Here is a 25,857-nt window from a genome sequence, read left to right on the forward strand (position 1 = left end):
GTGCGACAACACACCGGGCTCAGCCGAGGGCGGCGACCAGCAGGGCGAAGGCGGCGATGATGACGGCGACGCGGGCGTAGTGGTAGCGGTCCCAGCGCGCGCTCTGCTCCTTCCAGTCCGCGGGCCGGTTCTCGGGGGTCCACGTCTTGCTCCGGTTGTTGATCGGGACGAGCAGCAGGACCGACATGAGCACGCTGACGATCAGCAGCCCGCCGGCGGTGACGACGAGGCCCGCGCCGTGGTGGTGCCACCCGGCGACGGCCCAGATCGCGGCGAGGACGAGCGAGGAGATGTACCAGACCGGCATCACCGCGCCGAGCATCCGACCCCCGTGGGAGCGGGCGAGTTGGCCGCTGTCCTCGGGGAGCGCGCTGAAGATCCGGTTCATGAAGAAGGCGACGGAGAACTCCACCCCCACCATCACGCCGACGACCACGGTGGTGAAGACCTGGAGTGCGTTGAGCATGATGACCCCTCCTGGGATCTAGCGCTGCTAGATGATGATGCAACGCTAGACCTACTGTCACTCGCTTGTCTAGCGCTGCTAGGATCGAATCATGTCCGTACAAGAACGCAAGCAGCGCGAACGGGCGGAGCGCGAACGCCTCATCGTGGCGACGGCCCGCGAACTCGCCGAGCAGCAGGGCTGGGACGCGGTCACCACCCGCCGCCTCGCCGAGCGCATCGAATACAGCCAGCCCGTCCTCTACAGCCACTTCCGCGGCAAACGGGAGATCATCGGCGCCGTCGCCCTCGAAGGCGCCACCGAGATGGCCGCGGCCATGCGGGCCGCGGCCCGCGCCACGGACGACCCCCGCACCCGGGTCACCGCCCTCGCCCGCAGCTACCTCGACTTCGCCGCCCGCAACCCGGCGGTCTACGACGCCCTGTTCCAGCTCGACGGCGGCCTGGCCTTCGCACAGGAGGAGACCCCCGAACCGCTGAAGGACGCCTTCGCCGCCCTGCTGGAAAGTCTCGGCGAGGTGGCCGGCGACGGCGTCCACCCGGGACTGTTCACCGAGGTGTTCTGGGCCGCCCTGCACGGAGTGGCCACCCTGACCCGGGCCCGACGCCTCCCCCCGGAGGACACCGAACGCAGGGTGGAACTGCTGGTGGACCGGCTCGCCGTCCTCTGACGCCCCGCCTCCGCCCGGCCTGCGGTCGACGCACCGTCGACCGCGAGCCGGGGGCACCACCACGCCCCCTGGGCCGCGCTCGTCGAAGCCGCCCCGGCCGCCGACGGCGCGTGGACCCGCACCGGCAAGCGACCTCGTACGAACCGCGAGCACCCGCCGTACGAACCGGGCTCACTCCCCCGGCAGCAGGTGCACCGGCCCCGCGGCGGCCAGATAGGCCTCGCCGCCCACCGGCCACGGGCGGTCGGCCGAGACGATCAGCACCTTGGGCAACCCCGGTGCCCCGGGCCGGAGTTCGACCCGGTGGTCATGGCCCCGGAAGTCGCTGCCGAGCACCTTCGCCGGGACGGCGCCCGCCACCGGCCCGGCGGTGAGCCGCAGTTGGCCCGGCCGGAGCAGGGCGAGCGCACCGCCCGAGTCAACCGCGGGGCCGGCCAGCGGAAGGGCGCCCAGGGCGGTCAGCGCCTCGACTCCCCTGGCCTCGGCCGGAATCAGGTTCGCCTCGCCCAGCACACCCGCGACGGCGGCGTCGGCCGGGCGGTGGTACAGCTCCTCGGGACTGCCCGCCTGGGCGATCCGGCCGTCGCGCAGGACGGCGACGGTGTCGGCGAAGGAGAGCGCCTCGTCCTGGTCGTGGGTGACCAGCACCGCCGTGGTGCCGGACTGCCGCAGGGCGGCGGCGACTTCGCGGCGCAGGTCGGCCCGCAGGGCCGCGTCCAGGGCGGCGAACGGTTCGTCGAGCAGCAGCAGACGCGGGCGGGGCGCCAGCGCCCGCGCCAGGGCGACGCGTTGCTGCTGGCCGCCGGAGAGCTGGTGCGGGCGGCGCTCCCCCAGGCCGGGCAGGCCGACCAGGTCGAGCAGTTCCGCGACCCGGGCGCGGCGCTGCGAACGGGGCAGTCCGAAGCCGATGTTGGCGGCGACGCTGAGGTGCGGGAAGAGCGCGCCGTCCTGCGGGACGAGGCCGATGCCCCGCTGTTCGGCGGGCAGCCTGCCGCGGCCGTCGTCGAGGACGCGGCCGTGCAGCACGACCTGCCCGGCGGCGGCCGGGTGGAAGCCGGCCAGCACCCGCAGCAGGGTGGACTTGCCGCAGCCGGAGGGCCCGAGGACGCAGGCGAGCGCGCCGTCCGGCACGGTCAGGTCGATGCCGTGCAGGACGGGGCTGCGTCCGTGGGCGGCGTGCAGGTCGACGACGGAGAGTCCGGTCATCGGGGGCTCCCTGGGCTACGGCGGGTGAGCAGCAGGACGGAGGGGACGGACAGCGCCACCATCAGGGCCGCGTACGGCGCCGCCGCCCCGTAGGCGAGGCCGCTGGTGTAGACCCAGAACTGGGTGGCCAGGGTCTGGGTGCCGGTGGGGCGCAGCAGCAGGGTGGCGGTGAGTTCGGTGGAGGCGGTGAGGCCGACCATGGCGACGGCGGCGCCGAGGCCGGGCAGCACCAGCGGCAGGGTGACCCGGCAGAGGACGGCGAGCGGCCGGGTGCCGAGCGAGCGGGCGGCCTCCTCGACGCCGGGCGGCACCTGGGCGAGGGCGGCGCGGACGGCGGTGAGGGCCAGCGGGAAGAACAGCAGGACGTACCCCAGGACCAGCATCGGCGGCTGCTGGTACAGGGGCCGGGCCCAGCGGACGGCGAAGAAGACCACCGCGAGGGCGACGGCGATGCCGGGCAGCGCTCGGGTGAGGTAGGCGATCCGCTCGACGGCGCGGGCGGGCCGGGTGCCGCGCCGCCAGCCGTACAGGGCGACGGGGAGGGCGGCGGCCGTGGCGACGACGGCGGCGCCGAGCGCGTACCCGAGGGTGGCCAGGGTGGCGCCGAGCACGGAGGCGGAGGGCAGGGTGGTGGAACTGCCCCTGACCAGCCAGTACGCCAGCGCGTACAGCGGCACCCCGAGCGAGACGCCGACCAGCGCGGCCAGCGCGCCGAGCGCGGGGGCGGTCCAGCCGCCGAGCCGCACCGGCACGGCGGGGCGGGCCAGGGCGCCGTGCCGGGTGGTGCGCGCCCGGCGGCCGGCCCAGGCCTCCAGGGCGACCAGCAGCAGGGCGAGCCCGACCAGCACCAGGGTGAGCAGCGAGGCGGAGGCCGCGTCGAAGCCGAGCTTGTACTGGGTGAACACGGCGGTGGCGAAGGTGGTGTAGCGCAGCATCGCGAAGGCGCCGTACTCGCCGAGCAGGTAGAGCGAGACCAGCAGGACGCCGCCGGCCAGGGCGGGCCGGGTGAGCGGCAGGGTGACCCGCCACAGGGTGGCGAGCCGGCCGCGGCCGAGCGAGCGGGAGACCTCCTCGGCGGCGGCGTCGCCGTGCCGCAGCGCGGCCGCGACCGGCAGGAACACCAGTGGGTAGAGCGAGCAGGTCATCACCAGGACGGCGCCCCAGTAGCCGTGGACGGAGCGGAACAGCGAGACCCAGGAGTAGCCGCGGACGAACTCCGGTACGGCGAGCGGCAGGGCGAGCGCGACGGTCCAGGCCCGGCGGCCGGGCAGGGTGGTGCGCTCGACCAGGTAGGCGGCGCCGAAGCCGAGGACGGCGGTGGCGAGGGTGACGGCGGCGGCCAGGCCGAGGGTGTGCCCGAGCAGGGTGGCGATCAGCGGGCGGCCGAGCAGCCGCCGGGTCTGGTCCCAACCGGCCTGGGCGGCCTGGGCGGTGACGAAGCCGAGCGGCGCGGCGACCACCGCGACCACGGCGACGGCGACGGGGGCGAGCAGGCCGCCGGCCCGCCACCGCCGCCGGGGCAGGGGGGTCGTCACTGGAGCAGTCCGGCGTCCTGCAGCAGGGCCAGGGCCTGCTTGCCGTCGCCGAGCTGGGCCGGGTCGGCGACGGTGCCGATGCCGTCCAGGGCGGGCAGTTCGGGCTTGCCCTTCACGCCGTCGACCAGCGGGTACTCGTAGCTCGCGGAGTTCGCGATGACGGTCTGGGCCGGGGCGGAGGCGAGGTAGCCGAGGAAGGCCTGGGCGGCGGCCTGGTGCTTGCCGTGGCTGAGCACGGCGGCGCCGGAGACGTCGATCAGCGAGCCCGGGTCCCCCTTGGGGAAGTAGTGCAGGGTCGCGTGGGTCTCGGCCGCGCCCTTCTCGTCGCGCATCCGGTAGAAGTAGTAGTGGTCGATGACGCCGCCCTCGACCTCGCCGCTGTTGATCGCGGCGGAGAGGGTCTCGTTGCTGTCGTAGACCTTGGCGTTGTCCTTGAGGCCCTTGAGCCACTGCTTGGCGGCGTCCTCGCCCTTGGCCTTGAGGACCTGGGTGACGACCGGGGCGAAGTCGGTCTCGCCGGGGGCGATGCCCAGGCGCCCCTTCCACTCGGGCTTGGCCAGGTCGAGCACGGAGGCGGGCGGCGCGGTGTCGGCGCCCTTGCCGGTGGCGGCCAGGAAGGCGGCACTGCGGGCGGAGACGCCGACCCAGTCGCCCTTGCCCGAACTGTCGTTGGCCGGGATGGACTTGAGGGTGTCGGGGGCGACCTTGGCGAGCAGGCCCTTGTCGCCGAGGACGGTGAGCGCGGGCGGGTTCTCGGCGTAGAAGACGTCGGCCGGGGAGGCGTCGCCCTCCTGGAGGATCTGGTTGGCCAGCTCGGCCTCGTCGCCGGAGCGCAGCTCGACCTTGATGCCGGTGCGCTTGGTGAAGTCCTCGGTCAGCGCCTTGACGGTCTGCTCGTGCTGACCGCTGTAGACGGTGATGGTCTGGCCCGCCGCGGCGGTGGCGCCGTCCGTGCCCCCCGTCCCGCCGGAGCTGCCGCAGGCGGTGAGGGCGAGGGCGCAGACGGCGACGAGGGACAGGCCGGCCAGCGGCCGCACGGTACCGGGCATGGTGAGGGTCCTCCGGAAGGGCAGGGAACAGCCGCCGGAGCCCTCGGAATGCGAGGGTCGGCGACCTGACGGCACGAGAACCTAAGGCAGGAAAGGCTTGCCTAACAAGTGTCGGAGCGTCACATCTCGGCCCGGTCGCGGCAGGGTAGGACTTCGGTGAGCGGACTCCCAAGTACGGGCAAAACGACCGCCAAGCACTGGTCATCACCGGCAAGTACGGACGAACCGGATCCCCGGCGGCCCGGGCCCGCCATCACGGTGGGTAGTGCCCGCACGGCGGCCGGAGCGGCGCCCGGACGGGCGAGGGCCCCGGAACCGGTCAGCGGTTCCGGGGCCTCGGGGCCATCTCGTGGCCTGCGGCGGGAGCTCAGCGGAAGCGGCGCAGCCGGAGGCTGTTGCCGACCACGAAGACCGAGGAGAAGGCCATGGCCGCCCCCGCGATCATCGGGTTGAGCAGGCCCGCGGCCGCCAGCGGCAGGGCGGCGACGTTGTAGCCGAAGGCCCAGAACAGGTTGCTCTTGATGGTGCCGAGGGTCCTGCGGCTGAGCCGGATGGCGTCGGCGGCGGCCAGCAGGTCGCCGCGGACCAGGGTGAGGTCGCCCGCCTCGATCGCGGCGTCCGTCCCGGTGCCCATCGCCAGGCCGAGGTCGGCCTGGGCGAGCGCGGCCGCGTCGTTGACGCCGTCCCCGACCATCGCCACGACCCTGCCCTCGGCCTGCAGCCGCTTGACGGTGTCGACCTTGTCCTGCGGCATGACCTCGGCGATCACATGCTCCGGTGCGATGCCGACCTCGGCGGCGACCGCCTCGGCGACCAGCCTGTTGTCACCGGTCAGCAGCACCGGGGTCAGGCCCAGGGCCCGCAGCTTGGTGATGGCCTCGGCACTGGTCGGCTTGACCGCGTCCGCCACCTCCAGGACGGCCCGGGCCTCGCCGTCCCAGCCGACCGCGATCGCGGTGCGGCCGGCCGACTCGGCGGTGCGCTTGGCCTCGGCGAGGGCCTCCGGCAGGTACTGCGACCACTCGTTGAGCAGTGCCTCCCGGCCGGCCAGCACCGCGTGGCCGGCCACCACGCCCTGGACGCCCAGCCCGGGCACGTTCTCGAAGCCCTCGACGGCGGGCAGTTCACCGGCCTTGGCGGCGGCGGTGGCGATCGCCCGGGCGATCGGGTGCTCGGAGGCGTGCTCCAGGGCGCCGGCCAGACGGAGCACCTCGGCCTCGGTGACGCCCTCGGCGGTGTGCACGGCGAGCAGGGTCATCCGGCCGGTGGTGACGGTGCCGGTCTTGTCCAGGACGATGGTGTCGACCTTGCGGGTGGACTCCAGCACCTCCGGGCCCTTGATCAGTACGCCCAGTTGGGCGCCGCGGCCGGTGCCGACCAGCAGGGCGGTCGGGGTGGCCAGGCCCAGGGCGCACGGGCAGGCGATGATCAGCACGGCCACGGCGGCGGTGAAGGCGGCGGTCCAGCCCTCGCCGGTGCCCAGCCAGTAGCCGAGGGTGGCCACCGCCAGGGTGATCACGATCGGCACGAAGACCGCCGAGATCCGGTCGGCCAGGCGCTGGGCGGCGGCCTTGCCGTTCTGGGCCTCCTCGACCAGCTTGGCCATCCGGGCGAGCTGGGTGTCCGCGCCGACCCTGGTGGCCTCGACCACCAGCCGGCCGCCCGCGTTGACGGTCGCGCCGGTGACGGAGCCCCCGACCCCGACCTCGACCGGGACGGACTCGCCGGTGAGCATCGAGGCGTCCACGGCGGAACTGCCCTCGACCACGGTGCCGTCGGTGGCGATCTTCTCGCCGGGCCGCACCACGAACCGGTCCCCCACGGCGAGTTCGGCGATCGGGATCCGCACCTCGGCTCCGCCGCGCAGCACCGTCACGTCCTTGGCACCCAGTTCCAGCAGCGCCTTGAGGGCGGCCCCGGCGGTGCGCTTGGAGCGGGCCTCGAAGTAGCGCCCGGCCAGGATGAAGGCGGTGACGCCGGCCGCCGCCTCCAGGTAGATGTTCGAGGCGCCGTCGCTGCGGGCGATGGTGAACTCGAAGCCGTGCCGCATGCCCGGCATCCCCGCGTCGCCGAAGAACAGCGCCCACAGCGACCACAGGAACGCGGCGCCCGTACCGAGCGAGACCAGGGTGTCCATGGTCGCGGCGCCGTGCCGGGCGTTGGTCCAGGCGGCGCGGTGGAACGGCCAGGCGGCGTAGGTGACGACCGGGGCGGCGAGGGTGAGCGAGAGCCACTGCCAGTTGTCGAACTGGAGGGCCGGCACCATCGCCATCGCGATCACCGGGACGGCCAGGGCGACGGCGGTGAACAACCGCTGGCGCAGCGGCGCCAGTCCGTCGGCGGGCTCGCCCGGCTCGGCGCCCTCGCCACCGGCGGCGGCCGGGGGCGTGGGCAGCGCGGCGGTGTAGCCGGTGGCCTCGACGGTGGCGATCAGGTCGGCCACCTCGACCTCGCCCTCGAAGGAGACCTTCGCCTTCTCGGTGGCGTAGTTGACGCTGGCCGAGACGCCGTCCATCCGGTTGAGCTTCTTCTCGATCCGGGCGGCGCACGAGGCGCACGTCATTCCGCCGATCGAGAGTTCCACCTCCGTGGAGGCGGGTGCCTGGGTGGTCATCGTTGCTCCTGGTGACTGTCGCTGCTTCGAGGTACGTGCGAGGTACGGTGCGGCCGGGCCGTCATACCCGCTGGGGGTATCGGGCGGTGCCGGGTTCATTTATACCCCTGGGGGGTACTGAGGGCAAGCCCCGGCCGATACCCCAGGGCGGTATTTTCCTGGAGCGGAGACCGCTTGACGTGATACCCCCATGGGGTATTCACTCATGGCACTGCCCGCCGGAACCCGGAACGTCCCAGGAGACCGCCGTGAACACCGCCCTGCGCATCACCGCCTTCACCGCCGGCCTCGCCGCCGTCTTCGGCCTCGCCCTCGGCGTCGGCCACGCGACCGGCACCGGCCCCGCCGAGCCCAGGCCCGCCACCGGACACGCCGCCCACAGCGGACCCGACACCGGACACGACAGCGGACACGACGGCGGACACGACTCAGGGAGCGGGGCAGCCGCCGCCGAACACCTCCCCGGCGGGCTCCAGGTCTCCGAGCGCGGCTACACCCTCAGCGTCGACAACCCCTTCGTCACCGCCGGCTCCCCCACCGACCTGCGCTTCCGCATCCTCGGCACGGACGGCAGGCCCGTCACCGCCTACCAGCAGGAGCACGAGAAGGAACTCCACCTGATCGTCGCCCCGCGCGACCTCTCCACCTTCCAGCACCTGCACCCCACCCTCGCCGCCGACGGCACCTGGAGCGCCACCGCCGCCGTCCCCGCCGCCGGCGAGTACCGGGTCTTCGCCGACTTCACCCCGGCCGGAGCCGACGAGGGCCTCACCCTCGGCGCCGACCTCCACGCCGCCGGCGACCTGCGCCCCGCCCCGCTGCCCGACACCGGCCGCACCGTCACGGTCGACGGCTACACCGTCACCCTCGGCGGCGACCTCACCCCCGACCGCAGTAGCCACCTCACCTTGACCATCAGCAAGGACAGCACCCCGATCACCGACCTCCAGCCCTACCTCGGCGCCTACGGCCACCTGGTCGCCCTGCGCGCCGGCGACCTCGCCTACCTCCACGTCCACCCGGACACCACCACCCCCGGCCCCGGCATCGGCTTCACCACCACCGCCCCGAGCGGCGGCAGCTACCGGCTCTTCCTGGACTTCCAGCACCAGGGCACCGTCCACACCGCCGCCTTCACCGTCACCACGGGCGACCAGCAGCACTGAGGAGGAGGTCCTGGGGGCGCCGACGCCCTCGAGGCGGGATGAGGCAGGCCGGGGGTGCCGGGCGATCCGCGGGGGATCGCCCGGCACCTTCGTCGTCCTCGTCGTCCTCGTCGTCCTCGTCGTCCTCGTCGTCCTCGTCGTCTTCGTCATCCAGGGAACCCCGCCGGACCGGCGCTCGTCTTCCCCGACGACGCGTGGACGGCTTCGTCACCGCAGTCACGACCGACGAACTCCCCACCACCTGAACATGCCTGAACGGCCGGCGAACGGTAGGTAGCACTCGATGCAGACCACAGATCCCACCGAAGCCCGCATCGACGATGCGGGCAACGTGCTGGTTGTGCCCTCGACGGCGCAGCGCATCGACTTCTTCGGGGCCGTGATCGCGCCCGAAGACCTCGCCTCCACCGACCTCGCGCAGAAGACGGTCTATCTCTGTGGCGACCTGGCCACGCTCGACACCAGCCAACTCGACTCGGCCGCCCGCGTCTTCGTCGTCCGGGAGCTCGCGCAGAACCACTCCGACGCCCCCTGGCCCCTGGTCGGCCTCGGCCGGGTCCCGATCCGCGTCCACGGCGCCGGCGTGTACTACCCCCGCTTCTTCGAGCCCGAGGCGGACCACTTCCACCGGATCCGCGCCGAGCACACCTTCCAGTCCCTGACGGAGTCCACCAAGCCCGGTTCGGCCCACCGCAGCGGCATCTACCTCACCCCCGTCACCCGCGACGGCGACGAGCTGCACTTCCGCCTGCTGCGCTGCTCCACCAACCTGTCCGGCCCGACGGAGAACTTCGGCCCGACCGACACCGACATCGTCGACGCCCTGAACCGCGAGGCCGCCACCGTCTTCCGCGGCCACGCGCCGCTGAACCACGTCCTCGCGCAGACCTACCACAACACCCTGGCCACGCCCGAGCGCAAGCAGTCCAAGGCCAGGATCTCCTCCCACGCCGACAAGACCAAGGACATGCCCGTCAACGGCGTCATGGCCTTCTGCACCTTCTACGACGGCCTGGACAAGCTCCAGCCCCTCCCTGACGACCCCTTCGACTACGGCACGAAGAACTCCAGCGCGCTGACCAGCCTCCGCTTCCGCCTCAAGGACTCGGCCGCGGAACAGTACGGCCACGCGCTCCCCCGGCAGTTCGCCCTGACCCTCCACCCCGGGTCGGTGTTCTTCATGCCGCTGTCCACCAACCGCCTCTACACCCACGAGATCCGCCCCTCGGCCCTGGACGCCGAGCTGCTGCCGACCCGCCTGGGCTACGTGGTGCGCTGCTCGAAGACCGAGGCCGTGCACCGCGACGGCCGGACCTTCCTCACCTCGGCCGGCGGCCTGGTGGAGCTGGAGCCGCCCACCGAGGCCGGCATGGCGGAGCTGCGCAGGCGGTACGCCGAGGAGAACAGGTCCTCGGCCTTCGTCGACTACGGCGACCAGTTCCTGTTCAGCATGAACGCGGGAGACTACCGTGCCCCGCGTGCCTAGCATCTCGGACGAGATCCGCTCCTTCACCCTGCCCGCCGAGCCGGGCCTCTTCGCGGAACTGTCCGCATCGGCCGACCTGGAGGACCTCGGGAAGGGCCGCCGGGGCACCACGCTCACCCGGCCCGACCGGACGGGCGGCGTGCCCCTCGTCCGCACCACCACCCGGTACGCCGCCCCGGCGCAGCGCTTCCGCCCCGTCCACGAACGTCTGGCGCAGCGGATCCAGGAGCGCGCCGGGCTTCCGCTCGCCTTCGACAACGCCCTGTTCGAGAGCTACACCAACGCCTACACGACCATGGGCGCCCACTCCGACCAGGCCCTCGACCTGGCCGAGGGCTCGTACATCGCCGTCTTCTCCTGCTACCGCGACCCCGAAGCGGGCCCGCCGAGGAAGCTGGTCGTCGAGTCGAAGGAGCCGGACGGCGAGAGGTACGAAGTCCCCCTCGCCCACGACACCTTCGTCGTCTTCTCCGTCGAGTCGAACCGGCGGCTCAGGCACAGGATCGTCCTGGAGAAGCCCGTCCCCGCAGCGGACAACGTCTGGCTGGGCCTGACCTTCCGCACCTCGAGGACCCTCGTGCGGTTCCGCGACGGGCGCCCGTACCTCCCGGAGGGCGCCCGCCTCACCTCGGCCGACGAGGAGCAGCGACGCGAGTTCTACCGGCTCCGACGCCGCGAGAACCAGGAGACGGACTTCAGCTACCCCCCGCTGACGTACACCGTCAGCGAGAGCGACCTGCTGCCGCCCGTCTGACCCTGACCGGCACCGCGCGAGAAGTCGGCCCGTCCGACTTCTCGCGCAGGCAGTCTCAGTGATGGTCGTGCCCCATGCGTCCCTGGTGTCCCTCCGCCTCCGGCGCCCCGCCCATCATCCGCAGCATCGCCCGCCCGCCGGTGCGGAAGAAGCGGACCAGCATCGCCGCCGCCAGCAGCAGGAAGGCGATGTTGAGCCAGGTGGTGTAGTTCCACTCCACGCCCGACATCGGGATCTCGGCGTCCCGCTGGTCCGGCACCAGCCCCAGCCCGCCGAACAGGAGCTCCACCAGGTACCCGGCCGCCACCATCGCCGCGTAGAACGTCCCGAGCAGGAAGAGCGCCGTCCGCGCCCCGTAGTACTTCCGGTAGATGTTCAGGATCGGCAGGATCAGCAGGTCCGCGAAGATGAACGCGACCACCCCGCCGAAGCTGATCCCGCCCTTCCACAGCACCACCGCCAGCGGCACGTTGCCGATCGAGCAGACGAAGGACGCGATCGCCACGAGTGGTCCGACCAGCGGTCCCCAGAGCTTCCCGGCCAGCGGGTGGTCGGCGAAGAAGAAGGCCTGCCAGAACGAGTCCGGGACCCACGCGGCGATCGCGCCGGCGATCAGCAGCCCGACCACCAGGTCCCGGAGGATCGCGGCCCACTCCATCACGAACACGTGCGACACCGAGGTGAGGCCCTGTCGGGACAGCAGCCGCCGGGCGAAGGAGCCCTCCCCCGCGACGGACATGTCCATCGCGGCGTGGCCCTCCATCGAACCCGCCCGCCCGTACGACGCCTGTTCGCGGGCCTCCCGGAGCAGCCGGTCGCGCAGGAAGAGCCGGAACAGCAGGGCGAGCAGCAGGATCATCACCGGCCCGCCGACGAACTCGGCCGCCGTGAACTGCCAGCCCAGCAACAGGGCCAGGATCACGCCGAGTTCGACCACCAGGTTGGTCGAGGCGATCTCGAAGGCCATCGCCGCCGTGAAGTCCGCGCCCTTGCGGAACAGCGAGCGCGCCAGGGCGACCGCCGCGTAGGAGCAGGAGGAGGACGCCGCCCCGAGGGCCGAGGCGACGGCGAGGGTGCGCGGGCGGTCGTCGCCGAGCAGTCGCACCACGGTGGACTTGTGGACGACGGCCTGGACGACGGCGGAGAGCAGGAAGCCGAGGACCAGGGCCCAGGTGATCTCCCAGGTCATCGCCCCGGCGATGGCGAGCGCGTGCAGGATCGCGTGCATGGTGGTGGTCCGCCTTCCTCAGTCCCCGTCGGCGAACGTATACCCGTACGGGGTATTCCGCCACCACGGCGCGCCGATCCGCCGCACACCGCCCCCGCGCCCGAGGCAGCCGCCCCCGCCCCCGGGCGCGGGGTGCGCGGCTCCGCAACCGCACTTCGCCCGGATGCGTCTATGCTCATCGGTCGTGTTCGTCCGAGCACGGCGAGCGGGCAACTGCAGGAGGGGGAGCGGTCGATGGGGGATCAACCGACCGGCTACACGGTCCATCCCGACGCACTGGACGGCGTGACGACGGCACTCGGCAACGTCGCGACCGACCTGACGTCGGCGGGCCAGGCCTACACCGCGAAGGCGGTGCACCCGGCCGCCGACTTCGGCGAGTTCGGAGTGGACCAGGCCTGGTCGGGCTTCGACACCAAGTGGGCGCAGGAACTGCAGGTCACCCAGCGGGCCGTGACGGAACTGGTCCAGAAGATGTCGACGACCAGCGCCAACTACCGCGCCGCGGAGACCAAGGTCGCCACCGAGATGACCCCGGCCGGAGCCCGATGAGCAAGGTCGCGGACCTGCAGAAGGCGCAGCAGGCCATCACCCACCCCGGCTCCGGCCTCTTCCTCGGCGTCGAACTGCTCGGCGCGATCGACAAGGCCCTGGCCGTACCGGGGCCGGCCGGGAACCCGGGCACCATCCGCGAGCGGGCCAAGGAGTACGCGGAGACCGCGAAGGCCTACGCCAAGGCCTCCACCGACCTCGGGTCGGTCGCCGACAAGGAGCTGCCGAACGCCTGGACCGGCTCGGTCGCCCAGAACGCCACCCAGTCCATCAAGGCGCTGGCGAACGAACTGACCGTCTCCCAGAAGACCCTGGAACAGGCGTCCACCCAGCTGAACGCCTGGGCGGACGCCCTGGAAGCGGCCCGGAACACCGACGCCCAGGGCATCACCGCCCTGGAGAACATCCAGAAGTCGCTCGGCCACGACGCCTTCGACGTGGGCAAGGCCATCGCCGCCATCGATCCCGCCAACACCGCCGTGGGCACCCGGATCGCCGCCGCCCAGGCGGCGGAGAGCAGCGGCACCCGCACCGCGAGCCTGCTCAACCAGCTCGCCGCCAAGGCCCGTACCGAACGGGCGGGGCAGGGGACGGTCGACCCGCTCGCGGCGCTGGTCATGGCCAACGAGAAGGGGCCCGGCGGCAACGAGGACGGCGACTACATCCTCTCCGCCAACCAGCTCGACCGCGCCGAACAGGCCCTGTCCGTGATGGGCGGCGCCGACCAACTCGCCTTCCAGCAGCTGGTGTCCGGCGCCAAGTCACCCGAGGAGGCCGCCTACCTCTGGAAGGCCCTGGCCGCCGGCCACTCGATCCCGGACATCCAGCAGTTCGCCGCCCAGATCCACCCCCACGGCGACGACCCGGTCTGGCTGTCCGATCACCTCGTCCCGGCCCTCGGCTCGGACCCCGCCCAGCAGGAGTCCACCACGAGCCAGGTGGGGCTCACCTACAAGGGCACCGTGATCCTCGGCAACCGTCAGATCTACGACCAGGGCGGCTACAACGACTGCGTCGCCGCCTCCACCGTGGTCGCGGGCCTCAAGCTCGACCCGGTGACGATGCTCCAGGTCACCACCGGCAACATGCCCGACGTCCCGGGAGCCGACTCGCCCCAGTACTTCCAGCAGCGCCTCCAGCAGCTGTACCTCGGCCAGTACAAGCAGGGCCAGCTGGCCAACGGCAACGAGAAGGTCTACCCCGACGACACCGGGGGGATCGGCCCCAAGGGCAACACCTTCCTCGCCGACCAGAACCTCGGCAAGGCCACCGGCTCGACCTACGAGTACGTCAACCTGAGCACCGACGACGACCGGCGCACGGCCGTCGCCCGGATCGAGAAGGCCGTGGACGAGGGCAAGCCCGTGCCGTTCTGCACCACCGGCAAGGCCGGCGCCCACCAGATGGTCATCGTCGCCCGTGACGGCGACCGGCTCCAGGTCTACAACCCCTGGGGCCACTCGGAGTGGGTCACGGAGGACCAGTTCATCCACAGCCAGATGAACGCCGGCGGCATCACCAACGATGAGGAAATGAACACGCCCTACGGCGCGGAGCTGCCGAAATGACCGACATCCTGCCCGACACCGAGCTGATGACCGGCTACGACGTCGAGGCCGCCCTCACCCGCGGCCTGCTGATCGACGGCACCCCTCGCCGGGTGCTCTTCTCCGAGGCCGCGATCGCCGCCTCCTACCAGGCCGAGCGCCTGGGCATCGGCCCCCATCCGCTGTACTTCCTCGCCCAGTACGTCCGGGCCGGCGGCATCGCCGCCGCGCTCGACCTGTCCGAACCGGTGATCGGCCGGGAGCCGGGCGAGCTGGTCCGCGGCTGGCTGCGCGCGGCCGCGGCCGGCGGGGCGGACCTGCGGCGCGACGTCCTGTTCGCCCGCTGGCTGGCCGAGGTCGCACTGCTCATCACCATGCGTCGCCGGGTCCGGGAGGAAGGCCGGTGAGGCGCCGGATCACCACCGCCGTGGTCGCGCTCCTGGCCGCCGCCCTGCTGCTCGTCTCCTACCTCGACGGCTGGTGGTCCGGCTCCGACCCGGCCGCCGACTCGGCCGCCAACTCGGCCGCCGCCCGGCCGCAGCAGGAGGTCTCCCTCCCCAGCGACGGGTGGACCGCCACCTCCCCGTACCCGCCCAGCACGGTGACCCTGGCGGTCGGACAGCGGCTCGGGGTGCGGACGACCGGGGGTGCCCTGTCGCACCGCTGGTACCTCGGTGCGGCGGGCGACGGCAAAGTGCTGCGCCCGGGGCCGGACTTCGTCATCACCCCCTGCCCGACGAACCCGCCCGTACCCGGCTGCGCCCCGGAGTTCGACCTGACCTTCGAGGCGCTGACGCCCGGCACCACCACACTGACCTGGCTGTTCGGTCAGGGAGGCTGCGTGGCCGGCGTGCCGAGGTACCCGGCGGAGCGCTGCGACATCTCCAAGAGCGTCCAGATCACCGTCCGCTGACGCCCGGTTCCTCCCCCGCGGCCGGCCTCCGACACCCCTTCAATTACCCTAGGGGGGTATGGTATGTTCTCGAGCGAAGCAGCCGCCCGGGACACTCCGGAAGGCATCGCACGCACTGACGACAGGAGCACACCATGAGCGAGACCACCGTCACCGTCGAGCCGTCCGCCAGCGAGGGCTCCTGCTGCGGCTCGTGCGGCACCGGCGCCGCCGCGGCCCCCGCCGCCAGCATCGCCGAGCGCACCGTCCTCCAGGTGACGGGCATGACCTGCGGACACTGCGTCAGCTCGGTGACCGCCGAGCTCAAGAAGGTCCCCGGCGTCGCCGAGGTCGCGGTCGACCTCGCCACCGGCCGGGTCACCGTCGACAGCACCGCCCCGCTGGCCGACGCCGAGCTCGCCGCCGCCATCGACGAGGCCGGCTACGACCTGGTCGGCCGGCTCGAAGCCTGACGCCCCGTCGGCCCGGACGCCCGCGCCCCGCGCCCCGTCCGGGCCGACTCCCCTCCCACCCCACCCCGGTAGAGTGAGAGAACTCCTCACCGCACGGGAACCGGAGACGGCCATGGCCAGCTACAGCCCCCACAAGGACGACTTCCTCAAGCGGCTTCGCCGCATCGAGGGCCAGATCCGCGGCCTGCAGCGCATGGTCGAGCAGGACACCTACTGCATCGATGTCCTCACCCAGGTCTCCGCGGCCAGCCGCGCCCTCCAGTCCTTCGCCCTGCAACTCCTGGACGAGCACATCGAATGCTGCGTCCGCGACGCCATCGCCGAGGGCGGCCAGGAGGCGAACGCCAAGGTCCGCGAGGCCAACCAGGCCATCGCCCGCCTGGTCCGCTCCTGACCCGACCCCGGACGGGGACCCGAACCCGGACCCGACCCGGGGCTCGCACACACCGGCGCCCTCCGGCGGCACATCGCCGCCGGAGGGCGTTCGTCATTACGGGGTAGGGGTATCCGCGGCCCGATGGGCCCTCTCTCCGGCCCCTGACCTCCGCCCCCTACCCTCCGGCCCCTACCCTCCGGCCGGCGCCCGGAGCAGCGGCAGGACGATCTCGTCCAGCACCTCGGCGACCACCTGGTCGGACGGCACCGAACCGCCCATCAGGAAGGCGTCGCGCAGCAGGTCCAGCGGCAACGAGAGGACCCGCGGGGTGAGCCGGGCCGGGTCGACCTCACCCCGCTCGGCGGCCCGGTGCATGATCGTGGCCAGCGCGTCCACCGGCCCGTGCGTGGTGAGGCCCCGGTGGAAGACGACGCGCAGTTCGGGGTCGCGCATCAGGTCGACCAGGAAGCCGTGGACGGCGTCGGTCGGCAGGTCGTCGAAGCGGTGCAGCAGGCTCCCCAGCAGGACCGCCAGGTCGGTGCGCAGGTCACCGGTGTCCGGGGGTTCCCGGAAGTCCGGGGCGTTGCGGCCGAGGGCGGCGACCACCAGCTCCACCCGGTTCGGCCAACGGCGGTAGAGCACCGGCTTGCTGGTGCGGGCGCGGGCGGCGACGCCGTCCATGGTGAGCCGGTCGTAGCCGTGCTCGGCCAGTTCGGCCCAGACGGCGTCCAGGATCGCCCGTTCCAGTTCGTCCCCGCGCCGCCGCGGGGCGCCCGTTCTGCCGCTCGCCACCGGTTTCCGCACCCGACCCTCGTAGACACGTTGCGTTTCTTATCGGGGACAGCCTACAGTCGAAGACAGGAAACGCGCCGTATCTTATGGCCGAATGACAGGGGCGTCCGCCATGCGCGCTGCACTCTCGCACGACTCCACACCCACCACCGACGTGCTGATCGTCGGCGCCGGCCCGGTCGGCCTCACCCTGGCCATCGGGCTGGCCCGGGCCGGCGTCGACTGCCGGATCATCGAGCGGGACGACGCGTTCCGCACCGCGGGCGTCCGCGGCAAGGGCGTCAACCCGCGCACCCTGGAGGTGTTCGACGACCTCGGCGTGGTCGCCCGGATCCTCGACCGGGGCGTGCTCGACCTCAAGGTCCGCGCCTACGAAGGCACCCGGCTGGTCCAGGAGTTCGACCCAGGGGCCACCCGGCCGACGACCCCCGACCGCCCGTACGCCGGCATGCTGATGATCGCCCAGCACCACACCGAGGCCGTCCTGCGCGACCGGCTCGCCGAGTACGGCGTCAAGGTCGAGACCGGCAGCGAACTGACCGACTGCACCCAGGACACCGGCCACGCCTACGCCCAGGACGCCGCTGGCATCCAGGACACCGACGGCGCCCGGGACACCGCCGGCGTGCTCGCCACCGTCCGGCAGGGCGACCGGACGGCGCAGCTGCGCGCCCGTTTCCTGGTCGGCTGCGACGGCGGCCGCAGCACCGTCCGCAAACTGGCGGGCATCCCCTTCCTCGGCGAGACCTGGGAGGAGGAGCGCTTCATCATGGCCTCGATGGACCTGGACGGCCTGGACCCCGACCACATGCACCTCTGGAACCACCCGAAGTTCGGCGCCGGCGCCATGGCGATCGTCCCGATGCGGCAGGACGGCAAGTGGGCGGTGCACGCTGCCGTCGAACCGGACGAGCACGGCGAGCTGCCCGCGCCCACCCTGGAGACCTTCCGCCGGCTCTTCGCCGAACGGGCCGGGCTGCCCGGGGTCCGGATGCACGAACCGATCTGGTCCACCGTCTGGCGCCCCACCGTCCGGCTGGTCGAGCGCTACCGCGACGGCCGGGTGCTGCTCGCCGGGGACGCCGCCCACTGCCAGTCCGCGGCGGGCGGCCAGGGCATGAACACCGGCATCCAGGACGCCCACAACCTGGCCTGGAAGCTCGCCGCCGTGCTGCGCGGCGCGCCCGCGGAGCTGCTCGACAGCTACCAGGAGGAGCGCCGGCCGATCGCCCTGGCCGGCCTCGCCGCCACCTCCGCCCACCACAAGGCGGCGTTCCGGGGCGACGGTGCCACGGTGCTGACCGAACAGTTCCGCACCCTGGCCGTCCAGGGCACCGACCTCACCGGGCTCTCGATCGACTACCGCGGCGGCCCGCTCGGCCGGGACCTGGACGAGGCCACCGGCATCCGGGCCGGCGACCGGGCCCCGGACGCGCCCTGCACCACGGCGGACGGCACACCGGTCCGGCTGTTCGACCTGTTCCGCGGCCCGCACTTCACCCTGCTGGCCTTCGGCGACCACCCGGCCCCGGCCGACCAGTCCGGCCCGGCCGACCCGGCCGCCCGATCCGTGCTCCAGGACCTCCCCGGCCTGCGGGTCGCCGCCGTCCGCGACCCCGACGGCCACGCCGCCCGCGCGTACGGGCTGCGCGGCGAGGCCGTGGTGCTGGTCCGACCGGACGGGTACGTCTCGCTCACCGGCGCGAGCGTCGACCGGAGCACCCTCACCGAGCACCTGCGGGCCTTCGCGGTCTGACCCGCCCGTGCCCCGACCGCCCTGAACGGGCGCCCCCGGAGGCTCAGCCCCGGGCGGCCCGCTCGTCCGCGTCGGCGAGCCAGAAGTACACCGCCGGAAGACCGAGTTCGATCCCCATCAGCACCAGCTGGAACCAGTGCGGCCGCCCGTCCACCGCCAGGCCGAGCACCCGGCCGAGGCCGCCCAGCAGGAGCACCGCCGTCAGCCAGCGCACCTCCCGTGCGGGCACCGGCATCTGCCGGGCGGCCCGGATCCAGGCCACGCCGTACCCGGCGAAGACCGCGCCCATGAAGCGGCCGAAGCTGTCGACCGTCGGGCCCGGGTCCGGGATCCCGGGGAAGCCCACCGGCCCGCCCAGCAGGTGTTCGAACCCGATCGCCACGCAGGCGACCCCCATCGTCCAGGCGAGCACCCGCAGCGCCTTCGCCTTCGCCCCTCGCCGCGCCTGCGCCGTTCCCCGCGCCGGTGCCTGCGCCTTCGCCCTCGCCTGTGCCATGAGCCGACCACCCATCACCCGTCGGACGCCAGTAGACACGTGTCCACCAGCGCTTCCACCAAGCTAGCGCCCACTACTGGACACATGTCAAGTAGCCTGTGCCACATGTCCGTTCACGAGCGCCGCCGACGCCTCTCCCCCGCCGAACGCCGCGCCCAGCTGCTCGCCGTCGGCGCCCGGGCCTTCGCCGCCCGGCCGTACGCCGACGTGCTGATGGAGGAGGTCGCCGAGCAGGCCGGGGTCTCCCGCGCGCTGCTCTACCGGCACTTCGCCGGCAAGCGCGAACTGTTCGCGGCGGTCCACCGGCAGGCCTCGGACGACCTGCTGGCCCGGACCAGGTTCGACCCGGCGGACACCCTGGTCGAGCAGCTGATCGAGGGCCTGGACGCCCATCTCGACCACTTCGTCGCCAACCGGCACACCGTGCTGGCCGCCAACCGCGAGCTGGCCGGGGACCCGGTCGTCCAGACCATCATCACCGAGGAGCTGGACGCCCTGCGCGCCCGACTGCTCGCCGTCCTGCCGCTGGCGGACCAGGACGGCCGCCTCGCCGTCTCCCAAGTCCTGCGCAGCTGGCTGGTGTTCGTCCGGGTGCTGGTCGTGGACTGGCTGACCGAGCCGAGCTGCACCCGGACGGAGCTGCGCGACACCTGCATCGGCGCCGTGCTGGGCGCGGTGCGGCCGCTGCTGCCGGTCGACCCGGCACCCGAGTGGGGGCGTTGAGACCACGTACGGAGGGTTCGGGGGCGTAGCATCGGGCCGAAACGGGAAAACCGTCAGAAGGATCCAATTCCCTCAGAAAATATGACAGTTGGATGCCCGTGCCCCGCAGCGCCGCCGACCCCGAAGGGTTCCATGTCCTCCCCCGCAGCCGACACCGGCACCGACACCGACACCCCGCCCCCACCGCTCCACCGGCTGCCGTTCACCCCCGCCCGGCCGCCGCACCCGACCACCCTCCCGGACGGCACCCCCGCCTGGCTCGTCACCCGCTACCACGACGTCCGGCAGGTCCTCGGCGACCCCCGCCTCACCCGGAGCGACCTGCACGAGGTCGGCACCGCGGGCAGCACCGCGGACGTCGCCGCCAACCCCGCCTCGCTGTTCAACCAGGACGGCGCCGCCCACCGCCGCCTGCGCGCCACCGTCCAGCGGGCGTTCACCCCGCGCGCCATCGCGAGCTGGCAGCCCTGGGTCGCGGCCGCCGTCCAGCAGTCCGTGGACGCGCTGCTCGCCGCCGGACCGCCCGCCGACCTGGTCACCGCCTTCACCCGCCCGGTGCCCTTCGCCGTCACCGCCCGGCTGATGGGCCTGGACGGCGACGGCCCGGACCGCCTGGACGAAGGACGACTGCGGCACTGGACCCTCGCCCTGCTCGCCCAGGGCGGCGGCGACCAGGAACCGGAGCAGGACGAACAAGCCGGACGGACCGAGGCCCTCGCCGAATTCGGCTCTTTCACCGAGGAGTTGATCGAACGCCGGCGCCGCAGCCCCGGCCCGGACCTGGTCAGCCGGCTGGTGCAGGCCGCCGACCGGGACGGCGGCGTCCCCGAGGACGCGCTCGCCTTCCTCGTCCTCGGCCTCACCGCCAGCGGCAACGAGAGCGTCACCGGCGCCCTCGGCAACGCCCTGGTCTACCTCCTGGGTGAGCGCCCCGAGCACTGGCGCCGGCTCACCGACCCGGTGGTCACCGAGCACACCGCCGAACGCCTGCTGCACTACATCCCGTTGGGGGACGACGAGGCCACCCTCCGCCGCGCCACCGCGCCGTTCGACGTCGGCGGCGTGACCGTCCCGGCCGGAGCCGTGGTCGCCGCGAGCCTCGGCAGCGCCAACCGGGATCCCGCGGTCTTCCCCGGTGGGATCGAGGCCGACCTGGGCACCCCGCTCGACGCACCCACCCTCGCGTTCAGCGTCGGCCCGCACTACTGCATCGGCGCCTGGCGGGTCCGCCTAGAACTGCGCGAATCGCTCCGCCGGTTGGCCACCGCCCTGCCCGGCCTCCGTCTCACCGTCCCGCTGGAGCAGCTGAGTTGGCAGCTGGGCGGCACCACCCGCAGCCCGGCCGCGATCCCGGTCACCTGGTGAGGCCGTCCGGCTGCCGCCCACTCGACCGCTCAACCCCGCCGCTCGACCGCTCGACCCCGCCCCGTCACCCCCACAACCCCTCGCCCAGCACCCCGCCCTCCCGCACCCCCGGCAGCACGTAGGCCACCGCGGAAGCCGTGTGCACCAGGAACGGGTTGAGCGCGTCCTTGGCCGCCAGCCGGTTCTGCACCCGGGTGAACTGCGCCGGGTCCCGCACGAAGGCGCAGAACAGCAGCCCCCGGTCGTCGGGGGCGTCGTCGTAGCTGTAGCCGCGCCGCAGCATCCGGGCGCCGGAGTCGAGCCGGGGGCTGCTGAGCCGGACGTGGGCGCTGTTGGGGATGACGTACGAGCCGTCCGGGTTCTTCGCGTAGATGTCCGGGTCCTCGTGCTCGGCCCTACCGGTGAGCGGGGCGCCGTCGCCGCGCCGGCGGCCCATGGCCAGGTCGCGCCGCTCCTCCGGGAGGGCGGCGAACCCCGCGGTGTCCATCCGGATCCGGCGGTAGACCAGGACGGTGCCGTGCTCGTACGGGCCGGGCGGGCCCCAGACCCACTGCTGGGCCTCGGCCGGGCTCGGGTTGGCGGTGCCGTCCTTGTAGCCGAAGAGGTTGCGCGGGGTGGTCCCCGGGGGCGTGCGCGGCAGGAAGCCGGGCTGGCTCCAGCGCACCGTCGCGCCCGCCGACTTCGCCGCGCCGCCGAGGAGTTCGGCCACCACGGTGAGCGGCCACCGGTCCGCGGCGCACAGCTGGACCACCAGGTCACCGCCGCCGCGGGCCTGGTCCAGCCGGTCCCCGGGGAAGGCCGGGAGCTCCGCCAGCGCGGGCGGGACGTTCAGCCCGAGCCGGGCGGCCAGCCCCGGCCCGACCCCGACCAGGCTGCTCAGTCGCGCCGGTTCGCCGTCCCGCAGCCGGGGATCGGCCGGGCTGCCGCCCGTCGCGTCGGCCAGTACCCGGGTCAACTCCCCCAGCAGGGAGCGCAGTACGGTCCGCCCGTCGGAGGTGGCGGCGGGCGCCAGGTCGAGGGCGAGCAGCAGGGTGGCGGGCTGCTGCGGGGCCGTCACCCCGGCCTGCCGGTCCCCGTGGAACGGCGTCTCCGGCAGCGACGGGGGCGCCGGGTGCGGCGGTGGCGCGGCGGCCGGCCCGCGCCCCAGCGCCACGGCCCCCGCGCCGACCCCGGCGGCCAGCACCGCGCCGCCGCCCGCGATCAGCGTCCTCCGGTCCACCCCGCCCCTGGCGGCTCCCGGCTGTTTCCGCGCCTTTCCGGTTTCGGCATGCATGACCGACATTGGAGACGATAGAACACCCCGTATGCAACTTTTGACCGTCCGTCAATCCGCTTCCGAAGCACCGCGGCACCGTCCGCGCCGTCCGCGCCGCTCACGCGGTCCGGTCCGCCCGCGCGGCGCCGTCCGCGCCCTGCCCGCCCTGCTGGTCGCCGCCCTCGCCCTGACCGGCTGCTCCTCGGCCGGCGGCCCCTCCTCGGACGCCCGCCACCCGGAGGGCACCGTGGTCCGCGTCCCGCAGGACTTCCCGTCCGTCCAGAAGGCAGTGGACGTCGCCCGTGAGGGCGACACCGTCCTGGTCTCGCCCGGGACGTACCAGGAGAGCGTGCGGATCACCAAGCCCCGGATCGTGCTGCGCGGCACCGACCGCAACTCGGTGGTGCTGGACGGCGGCGTGCGGCTGGTCAACGGGGTCACCGTCACCGGCGCCGGCTCGGTGGTGGAGAACCTCACCGTGCACGGCTACCTCGCCAACGGCGTGCTGTTCACCGGCGTCACCGACGAGAAGCTCCAGCAGCGCGGCGCCGGCGGCTCCGCCTACAACCCGCTGGACACCACCCGCTTCCCCGCCCTCCAGGGCTTCCGGGCGACGAGGGTCACCGCCTACAACAACGGCCTGTACGGGATCTACGCCTTCGACGCCCGGGCCGGGATCATCGAGGACTCCTACGCCTCCGGCGGCGCCGACTCCGGTGTCTACGTCGGCCAGTGCAAGCCCTGCGACACCCTGGTGCGCCGCAACACCGTGGAGCGCAACGCGGTCGGCATCGAGATCACCAACGCCTCGGACAACCTCTGGTTCCTCGGCAACCGGGTGGTCGGCAACCGGGTCGGCGTCACCGTCAACTCCAACGACCTGGAAGCCCTCGCACCCCAGCACGGCGCCGTGATCGCCGGGAACGCCGTCACCGACAACAACGCCTCCGACACCCCCGAGCAGGCCGACGGCGGCTTCGGCATCGGCATCGGGATCGGCGGCGGCACCGCGAACCGGGTCGAGCGCAACCTGGTCAAGGGCAACCGCTCGGCCGGCGTGATCGTCACCGACCCGCCCGGACACCCGGCCGCCGGCAACCTGGTCAAGGGCAACCGCGCCGAGGGCAACGGCATCGACCTCGTGCTCGCCTCCGCCGACCCGGGCAACTGCTTCACCGGCAACCAGCCCGCCACCCAGAGCCCGGACGACCTGGAGAGCCGGGCCGCCTGCGACGCACAGAGTCGCAGCCCGCTCGCGACCGGCCGGGCCGCCCCGGTCCAAGCCCTGCCCGGCGTGCCGTTCAACCAGGTCCAGGCGCCGCCCGCCCAGCCCTCACTGCCGGACCCCAACGCCCCCGCCCGCCCGGCCACCGACCTGCCCGGCCCGGTCGACCCGGACGCCTACCCGCTCCCGGCGACCGCCGACGCGGTCCTCCCGCACTGACCCGCGGCGGCGGCGCGACGGCCGCTCCCCACGCAACACGGGCGGGCCCCCGGCACAGCGAGTGCCGCGGGCCCGCCCGACGCCTTTCCCCGTACGCCCCGCCCGTGCGCCCTGCCCGTGCGCCCTGCCCGTACGCCCCGCCCGTACGCCTTCCCCTCGTACGCCGACCGCCTGCGCCGCTCAGGGCCGCCGCAGCAACGCGGGCGGGTCGACCGCCTCCACGGCCGCGACCAGCGGGGCCAGCTCCGGGTTGCGGGCGGCCTCGTCGAGCGCCTCGCGCAGCGCGGTGTCATTGGTCGGCCGGGCCTGCGCCAGGAGCCGCAGGCCGTCCTCGCTCACGTCGGTGTAGATGCCGCGGCGGTCGGTGGGGCAGAGGTAGCGGGCGAGCAGCCCGCGGTCCTCCAGCCGGGAGACCAGCCGGGTGGTGGCGCTCTGGCTGAGCACGACCGCGTCGGCGACCTGCTTCATCTGGAGGTGCCCGCCCTCGCCGTCGTGCTGGCGGCTGAGCACGTCGAGCAGCGAGTACTCGCGCACGCTCAGGTCGTGCTCCGCCTGGAGGGCGCGCTCGATGTGCGCCTCGATCCGGCCGTACAGGACGTACAGGGCGGCCCAGCCGTTGGCGAGGGCGGTCAGCGCGGGGTCCGTGGCGGTCATCGGCACGGCCTCCTTCCAGGTACGAACCAGGTACGGGCAGGCCTCCAGTCTAGGCCTCGGGCATGTCGAGGGTGAATGCCCGCACTTGCACATAGCCCGCGCTTGCAACTATTGTCGAGGCACGTAAGGCGCACTAGCAATCGCACGGAGGTCGCGCCATGCCCCTCGCACTTCTCGCCCTGGCCATCGGGGCCTTCGGGATAGGAACCACCGAGTTCGTGATCATGGGCCTGCTGCCCCAGATCGCGGACGACTACGGCGTGACCGTCCCCACCGCCGGCCTGCTGGTCACCGGCTACGCACTCGGCGTGGTCATCGGCGCCCCGCTGATGACCGTGCTCGGCACCCGGATCAGCCGCAAGACCATGCTCATGCTGCTGATGGGCCTGTTCGTCATCGGCAACCTGCTGTCCGCCGTCGCCCCCAGCTTCCCGCTGATGCTCGCCGGGCGGATCGTGACCTCGCTGGCCCACGGCGCGTTCTTCGGCATCGGCTCGGTCGTCGCCGCCGAACTCGTCGCCCCGCAGAAGAAGGCCGGCGCCATCGCCACCATGTTCACCGGGCTCACCGTCGCCAACATCGTCGGCGTCCCGCTGGGCACCTTCATCGGCCAGGCCGTCGGCTGGCGCACCACCTTCACCGGCGTCGCCGCCCTCGGGCTGCTCGGCCTGCTCGGCATCGGCAAGCTCGTCCCCAGCCTGCCCCGCCCCGAAGGGGCCCGCCTGCGCGGCGAGTTGACCGCCTTCCGCAACCCCCAGGTGCTGCTCGCGATGGCGATGACCGTCCTCGGCTTCGGCGGGGTCTTCGCCGCGATCACCTACATCGCCCCGATGATGACCGACACCGCCGGCTACTCCGAGGGCGCGGTCACCTGGCTGCTGGTGCTGTTCGGCGTCGGGATGTTCCTCGGCAACCTGCTCGGCGGCAGGCTCGCCGACCGCAGGCTGATGCCCCTGCTCTACACCACCCTCGGCGGGCTGGCCGTCGTCCTGGCCCTGTTCACCCTCACCGCGCACGACAAGGTCGCCGCCGCCGTGACGATCCTGCTGGTCGGCGCCCTCGGCTTCGCCACCGTCCCGCCGTTGCAGAAGCGCGTCCTCGACCAGGCCCACGGCGCCCCCACCCTCGCCTCTGCCGTCAACATCGGCGCCTTCAACCTCGGCAACGCCCTGGCGGCCTGGCTCGGCGGCCTGGTCATCTCGGCCGGCCTCGGCTACACCGCCCCCAACTGGGTCGGCGCCCTGCTCGCCGCGGCCGCCCTGCTGCTCGCCCTCTGGTCCGCCGCCCTCGAACGCCGCGACCGGCACCGGGCCGCCACCACCGGCGCCGCCGCACCCCGGACGCCCGTCCACCACTGA

General features: G+C 73.3%; 25 protein-coding genes. 15 read left to right on the forward strand and 10 right to left on the reverse strand.

From position 1 onward, the window contains the following. Positions 1-19: 19 nt before the first annotated feature. The gene (locus ACIQWA_RS26560; RefSeq protein ID WP_360243266.1) at positions 20-466 is read right to left on the reverse strand and encodes a DUF1772 domain-containing protein; all 447 of its coding nucleotides are present in this window, start codon (positions 464-466) and stop codon (positions 20-22) included. Positions 467-557: 91 nt separating this feature from the next. On the opposite strand from ACIQWA_RS26560, the gene ACIQWA_RS26565 reads away from it, so the two are divergent. Next, entirely contained in the window at positions 558-1,136 is a 579-nt protein-coding gene (locus ACIQWA_RS26565) for a TetR/AcrR family transcriptional regulator (protein ID WP_402486687.1), read from the forward strand. 171 nt (positions 1,137-1,307) lie between these two features. On the opposite strand, the gene ACIQWA_RS26570 is transcribed toward ACIQWA_RS26565, so the two are convergent. From ACIQWA_RS26570 to ACIQWA_RS26585, 4 genes are all read right to left on the reverse strand, one after another. Continuing rightward, the gene (locus ACIQWA_RS26570; protein ID WP_402486690.1) at positions 1,308-2,342 is read right to left on the reverse strand and encodes an ABC transporter ATP-binding protein; all 1,035 of its coding nucleotides are present in this window, start codon (positions 2,340-2,342) and stop codon (positions 1,308-1,310) included. Then, positions 2,339-3,877, reverse strand: a complete 1,539-nt coding sequence (locus ACIQWA_RS26575) for an ABC transporter permease (RefSeq protein ID WP_402486693.1) — start codon at positions 3,875-3,877, stop codon at positions 2,339-2,341. The genes ACIQWA_RS26570 and ACIQWA_RS26575 overlap by 4 nt, the downstream gene beginning before the upstream one ends. Beyond that, positions 3,874-4,926, reverse strand: a complete 1,053-nt coding sequence (locus tag ACIQWA_RS26580; protein WP_402486696.1) for an iron ABC transporter substrate-binding protein — start codon at positions 4,924-4,926, stop codon at positions 3,874-3,876. Before ACIQWA_RS26580 ends, ACIQWA_RS26575 begins: the two co-directional genes overlap by 4 nt. A 367-nt stretch (positions 4,927-5,293) precedes the next feature. Next, positions 5,294-7,540, reverse strand: a complete 2,247-nt coding sequence (locus tag ACIQWA_RS26585; protein ID WP_402486699.1) for a heavy metal translocating P-type ATPase — start codon at positions 7,538-7,540, stop codon at positions 5,294-5,296. A 248-nt stretch (positions 7,541-7,788) separates the two neighbouring features. Between ACIQWA_RS26585 and ACIQWA_RS26590 the strand changes: the two genes are divergently transcribed. The 3 genes from ACIQWA_RS26590 to ACIQWA_RS26600 all read left to right on the forward strand — a co-directional run bounded on the left by ACIQWA_RS26590 (position 7,789) and on the right by ACIQWA_RS26600 (position 10,946). Continuing rightward, positions 7,789-8,706, forward strand: coding sequence for a hypothetical protein (locus ACIQWA_RS26590; protein ID WP_402486702.1), 918 nt, complete (start codon positions 7,789-7,791; stop codon positions 8,704-8,706). Positions 8,707-8,989: 283 nt separating this feature from the next. Further along, a complete protein-coding gene (locus ACIQWA_RS26595; RefSeq protein ID WP_402486705.1) occupies positions 8,990-10,192 on the forward strand; it encodes a hypothetical protein in 1,203 nt (400 codons plus the stop codon). Beyond that, a complete protein-coding gene (locus ACIQWA_RS26600) occupies positions 10,176-10,946 on the forward strand; it encodes a hypothetical protein (protein WP_402486708.1) in 771 nt (256 codons plus the stop codon). The genes ACIQWA_RS26595 and ACIQWA_RS26600 overlap by 17 nt, the downstream gene beginning before the upstream one ends. Before the next feature lie 55 nt (positions 10,947-11,001). On the opposite strand, the gene ACIQWA_RS26605 is transcribed toward ACIQWA_RS26600, so the two are convergent. Continuing rightward, positions 11,002-12,174 carry a permease gene (locus tag ACIQWA_RS26605; protein WP_402486711.1) on the reverse strand — a complete coding sequence of 391 codons (1,173 nt, stop codon included), beginning with the start codon at positions 12,172-12,174 and terminating at the stop codon, positions 11,002-11,004. 234 nt (positions 12,175-12,408) lie between these two features. Here ACIQWA_RS26605 and ACIQWA_RS26610 point away from each other — a divergent pair, with 234 nt between their 5' ends. From ACIQWA_RS26610 to ACIQWA_RS26635, 6 genes are all read left to right on the forward strand, one after another. Further along, positions 12,409-12,726 carry a hypothetical protein gene (locus tag ACIQWA_RS26610; protein WP_402486713.1) on the forward strand — a complete coding sequence of 106 codons (318 nt, stop codon included), beginning with the start codon at positions 12,409-12,411 and terminating at the stop codon, positions 12,724-12,726. After that, the gene (locus ACIQWA_RS26615) at positions 12,723-14,294 is read left to right on the forward strand and encodes a hypothetical protein (RefSeq protein WP_402486716.1); all 1,572 of its coding nucleotides are present in this window, start codon (positions 12,723-12,725) and stop codon (positions 14,292-14,294) included. Before ACIQWA_RS26610 ends, ACIQWA_RS26615 begins: the two co-directional genes overlap by 4 nt. After that, positions 14,291-14,680: a hypothetical protein gene (locus ACIQWA_RS26620; RefSeq protein WP_402486719.1), complete on the forward strand. Its 390-nt coding sequence runs from the start codon at positions 14,291-14,293 to the stop codon at positions 14,678-14,680. The genes ACIQWA_RS26615 and ACIQWA_RS26620 overlap by 4 nt, the downstream gene beginning before the upstream one ends. Continuing rightward, entirely contained in the window at positions 14,677-15,186 is a 510-nt protein-coding gene (locus ACIQWA_RS26625; RefSeq protein WP_402486722.1) for a hypothetical protein, read from the forward strand. Before ACIQWA_RS26620 ends, ACIQWA_RS26625 begins: the two co-directional genes overlap by 4 nt. Before the next feature lie 134 nt (positions 15,187-15,320). Next, entirely contained in the window at positions 15,321-15,638 is a 318-nt protein-coding gene (locus ACIQWA_RS26630; protein WP_402486725.1) for a heavy-metal-associated domain-containing protein, read from the forward strand. Positions 15,639-15,711: 73 nt separating this feature from the next. Continuing rightward, on the forward strand, positions 15,712-16,032 hold the full coding sequence (locus tag ACIQWA_RS26635; protein ID WP_402486728.1) for a metal-sensitive transcriptional regulator: 321 nt from the start codon (positions 15,712-15,714) through the stop codon (positions 16,030-16,032). Between the two features lie 171 nt (positions 16,033-16,203). Here ACIQWA_RS26635 and ACIQWA_RS26640 read toward each other — a convergent pair whose 3' ends face one another. Next, a complete protein-coding gene (locus tag ACIQWA_RS26640) occupies positions 16,204-16,806 on the reverse strand; it encodes a TetR/AcrR family transcriptional regulator (protein WP_402486730.1) in 603 nt (200 codons plus the stop codon). A 112-nt stretch (positions 16,807-16,918) separates the two neighbouring features. Here ACIQWA_RS26640 and ACIQWA_RS26645 point away from each other — a divergent pair, with 112 nt between their 5' ends. Next, on the forward strand, positions 16,919-18,562 hold the full coding sequence (locus ACIQWA_RS26645) for an FAD-dependent monooxygenase (RefSeq protein WP_402486733.1): 1,644 nt from the start codon (positions 16,919-16,921) through the stop codon (positions 18,560-18,562). A 43-nt stretch (positions 18,563-18,605) separates the two neighbouring features. Here ACIQWA_RS26645 and ACIQWA_RS26650 read toward each other — a convergent pair whose 3' ends face one another. Next, positions 18,606-19,058: a DUF4345 domain-containing protein gene (locus ACIQWA_RS26650; protein WP_402486736.1), complete on the reverse strand. Its 453-nt coding sequence runs from the start codon at positions 19,056-19,058 to the stop codon at positions 18,606-18,608. A 105-nt stretch (positions 19,059-19,163) separates the two neighbouring features. On the opposite strand from ACIQWA_RS26650, the gene ACIQWA_RS26655 reads away from it, so the two are divergent. Continuing rightward, the gene (locus ACIQWA_RS26655) at positions 19,164-19,781 is read left to right on the forward strand and encodes a helix-turn-helix domain-containing protein (RefSeq protein ID WP_360243320.1); all 618 of its coding nucleotides are present in this window, start codon (positions 19,164-19,166) and stop codon (positions 19,779-19,781) included. Between the two features lie 132 nt (positions 19,782-19,913). Then, positions 19,914-21,146, forward strand: a complete 1,233-nt coding sequence (locus tag ACIQWA_RS26660) for a cytochrome P450 (protein ID WP_402486739.1) — start codon at positions 19,914-19,916, stop codon at positions 21,144-21,146. Positions 21,147-21,210: 64 nt separating this feature from the next. Here ACIQWA_RS26660 and ACIQWA_RS26665 read toward each other — a convergent pair whose 3' ends face one another. Beyond that, a complete protein-coding gene (locus ACIQWA_RS26665) occupies positions 21,211-22,419 on the reverse strand; it encodes a Dyp-type peroxidase (RefSeq protein WP_402486742.1) in 1,209 nt (402 codons plus the stop codon). A gap of 31 nt (positions 22,420-22,450) precedes the next feature. Between ACIQWA_RS26665 and ACIQWA_RS26670 the strand changes: the two genes are divergently transcribed. Beyond that, on the forward strand, positions 22,451-23,845 hold the full coding sequence (locus ACIQWA_RS26670) for a nitrous oxide reductase family maturation protein NosD (protein WP_402486745.1): 1,395 nt from the start codon (positions 22,451-22,453) through the stop codon (positions 23,843-23,845). Positions 23,846-24,025: 180 nt separating this feature from the next. Here the strand turns inward: ACIQWA_RS26670 and ACIQWA_RS26675 are convergent, their stop codons facing one another. After that, complete coding sequence (locus tag ACIQWA_RS26675; RefSeq protein ID WP_360243332.1) at positions 24,026-24,499, reverse strand: MarR family transcriptional regulator; 474 nt, start codon at positions 24,497-24,499, stop codon at positions 24,026-24,028. Between the two features lie 158 nt (positions 24,500-24,657). Here ACIQWA_RS26675 and ACIQWA_RS26680 point away from each other — a divergent pair, with 158 nt between their 5' ends. Continuing rightward, on the forward strand, positions 24,658-25,857 hold the full coding sequence (locus tag ACIQWA_RS26680) for an MFS transporter (RefSeq protein WP_402486747.1): 1,200 nt from the start codon (positions 24,658-24,660) through the stop codon (positions 25,855-25,857).

Origin of the sequence: Kitasatospora sp. NPDC098652 (assembly GCF_044760155.1) — a bacterium.
Taxonomy (GTDB): Bacteria; Actinomycetota; Actinomycetes; order Streptomycetales; family Streptomycetaceae; genus Kitasatospora.

Bases quoted from the DNA above. Each gene is read 5' to 3' on its own strand.
- ACIQWA_RS26560 (WP_360243266.1), bottom strand. From the start codon at position 466: ATGCTCAACGCACTCCAGGTCTTCACCACCGTGGTCGTCGGCGTGATG.
- ACIQWA_RS26565 (WP_402486687.1), top strand. From the start codon at position 558: ATGTCCGTACAAGAACGCAAGCAGCGCGAACGGGCGGAGCGCGAACGC.
- ACIQWA_RS26570 (WP_402486690.1), bottom strand. From the start codon at position 2,342: ATGACCGGACTCTCCGTCGTCGACCTGCACGCCGCCCACGGACGCAGC.
- ACIQWA_RS26580 (WP_402486696.1), bottom strand. From the start codon at position 4,926: ATGCCCGGTACCGTGCGGCCGCTGGCCGGCCTGTCCCTCGTCGCCGTC.
- ACIQWA_RS26585 (WP_402486699.1), bottom strand. From the start codon at position 7,540: ATGACCACCCAGGCACCCGCCTCCACGGAGGTGGAACTCTCGATCGGC.
- ACIQWA_RS26595 (WP_402486705.1), top strand. From the start codon at position 8,990: ATGCAGACCACAGATCCCACCGAAGCCCGCATCGACGATGCGGGCAAC.
- ACIQWA_RS26605 (WP_402486711.1), bottom strand. From the start codon at position 12,174: ATGCACGCGATCCTGCACGCGCTCGCCATCGCCGGGGCGATGACCTGG.
- ACIQWA_RS26610 (WP_402486713.1), top strand. From the start codon at position 12,409: ATGGGGGATCAACCGACCGGCTACACGGTCCATCCCGACGCACTGGAC.
- ACIQWA_RS26615 (WP_402486716.1), top strand. From the start codon at position 12,723: ATGAGCAAGGTCGCGGACCTGCAGAAGGCGCAGCAGGCCATCACCCAC.
- ACIQWA_RS26620 (WP_402486719.1), top strand. From the start codon at position 14,291: ATGACCGACATCCTGCCCGACACCGAGCTGATGACCGGCTACGACGTC.
- ACIQWA_RS26630 (WP_402486725.1), top strand. From the start codon at position 15,321: ATGAGCGAGACCACCGTCACCGTCGAGCCGTCCGCCAGCGAGGGCTCC.
- ACIQWA_RS26645 (WP_402486733.1), top strand. From the start codon at position 16,919: ATGCGCGCTGCACTCTCGCACGACTCCACACCCACCACCGACGTGCTG.
- ACIQWA_RS26650 (WP_402486736.1), bottom strand. From the start codon at position 19,058: ATGGCACAGGCGAGGGCGAAGGCGCAGGCACCGGCGCGGGGAACGGCG.
- ACIQWA_RS26655 (WP_360243320.1), top strand. From the start codon at position 19,164: ATGTCCGTTCACGAGCGCCGCCGACGCCTCTCCCCCGCCGAACGCCGC.
- ACIQWA_RS26660 (WP_402486739.1), top strand. From the start codon at position 19,914: ATGTCCTCCCCCGCAGCCGACACCGGCACCGACACCGACACCCCGCCC.
- ACIQWA_RS26665 (WP_402486742.1), bottom strand. From the start codon at position 22,419: ATGCATGCCGAAACCGGAAAGGCGCGGAAACAGCCGGGAGCCGCCAGG.
- ACIQWA_RS26670 (WP_402486745.1), top strand. From the start codon at position 22,451: ATGCAACTTTTGACCGTCCGTCAATCCGCTTCCGAAGCACCGCGGCAC.
- ACIQWA_RS26675 (WP_360243332.1), bottom strand. From the start codon at position 24,499: ATGACCGCCACGGACCCCGCGCTGACCGCCCTCGCCAACGGCTGGGCC.
- ACIQWA_RS26680 (WP_402486747.1), top strand. From the start codon at position 24,658: ATGCCCCTCGCACTTCTCGCCCTGGCCATCGGGGCCTTCGGGATAGGA.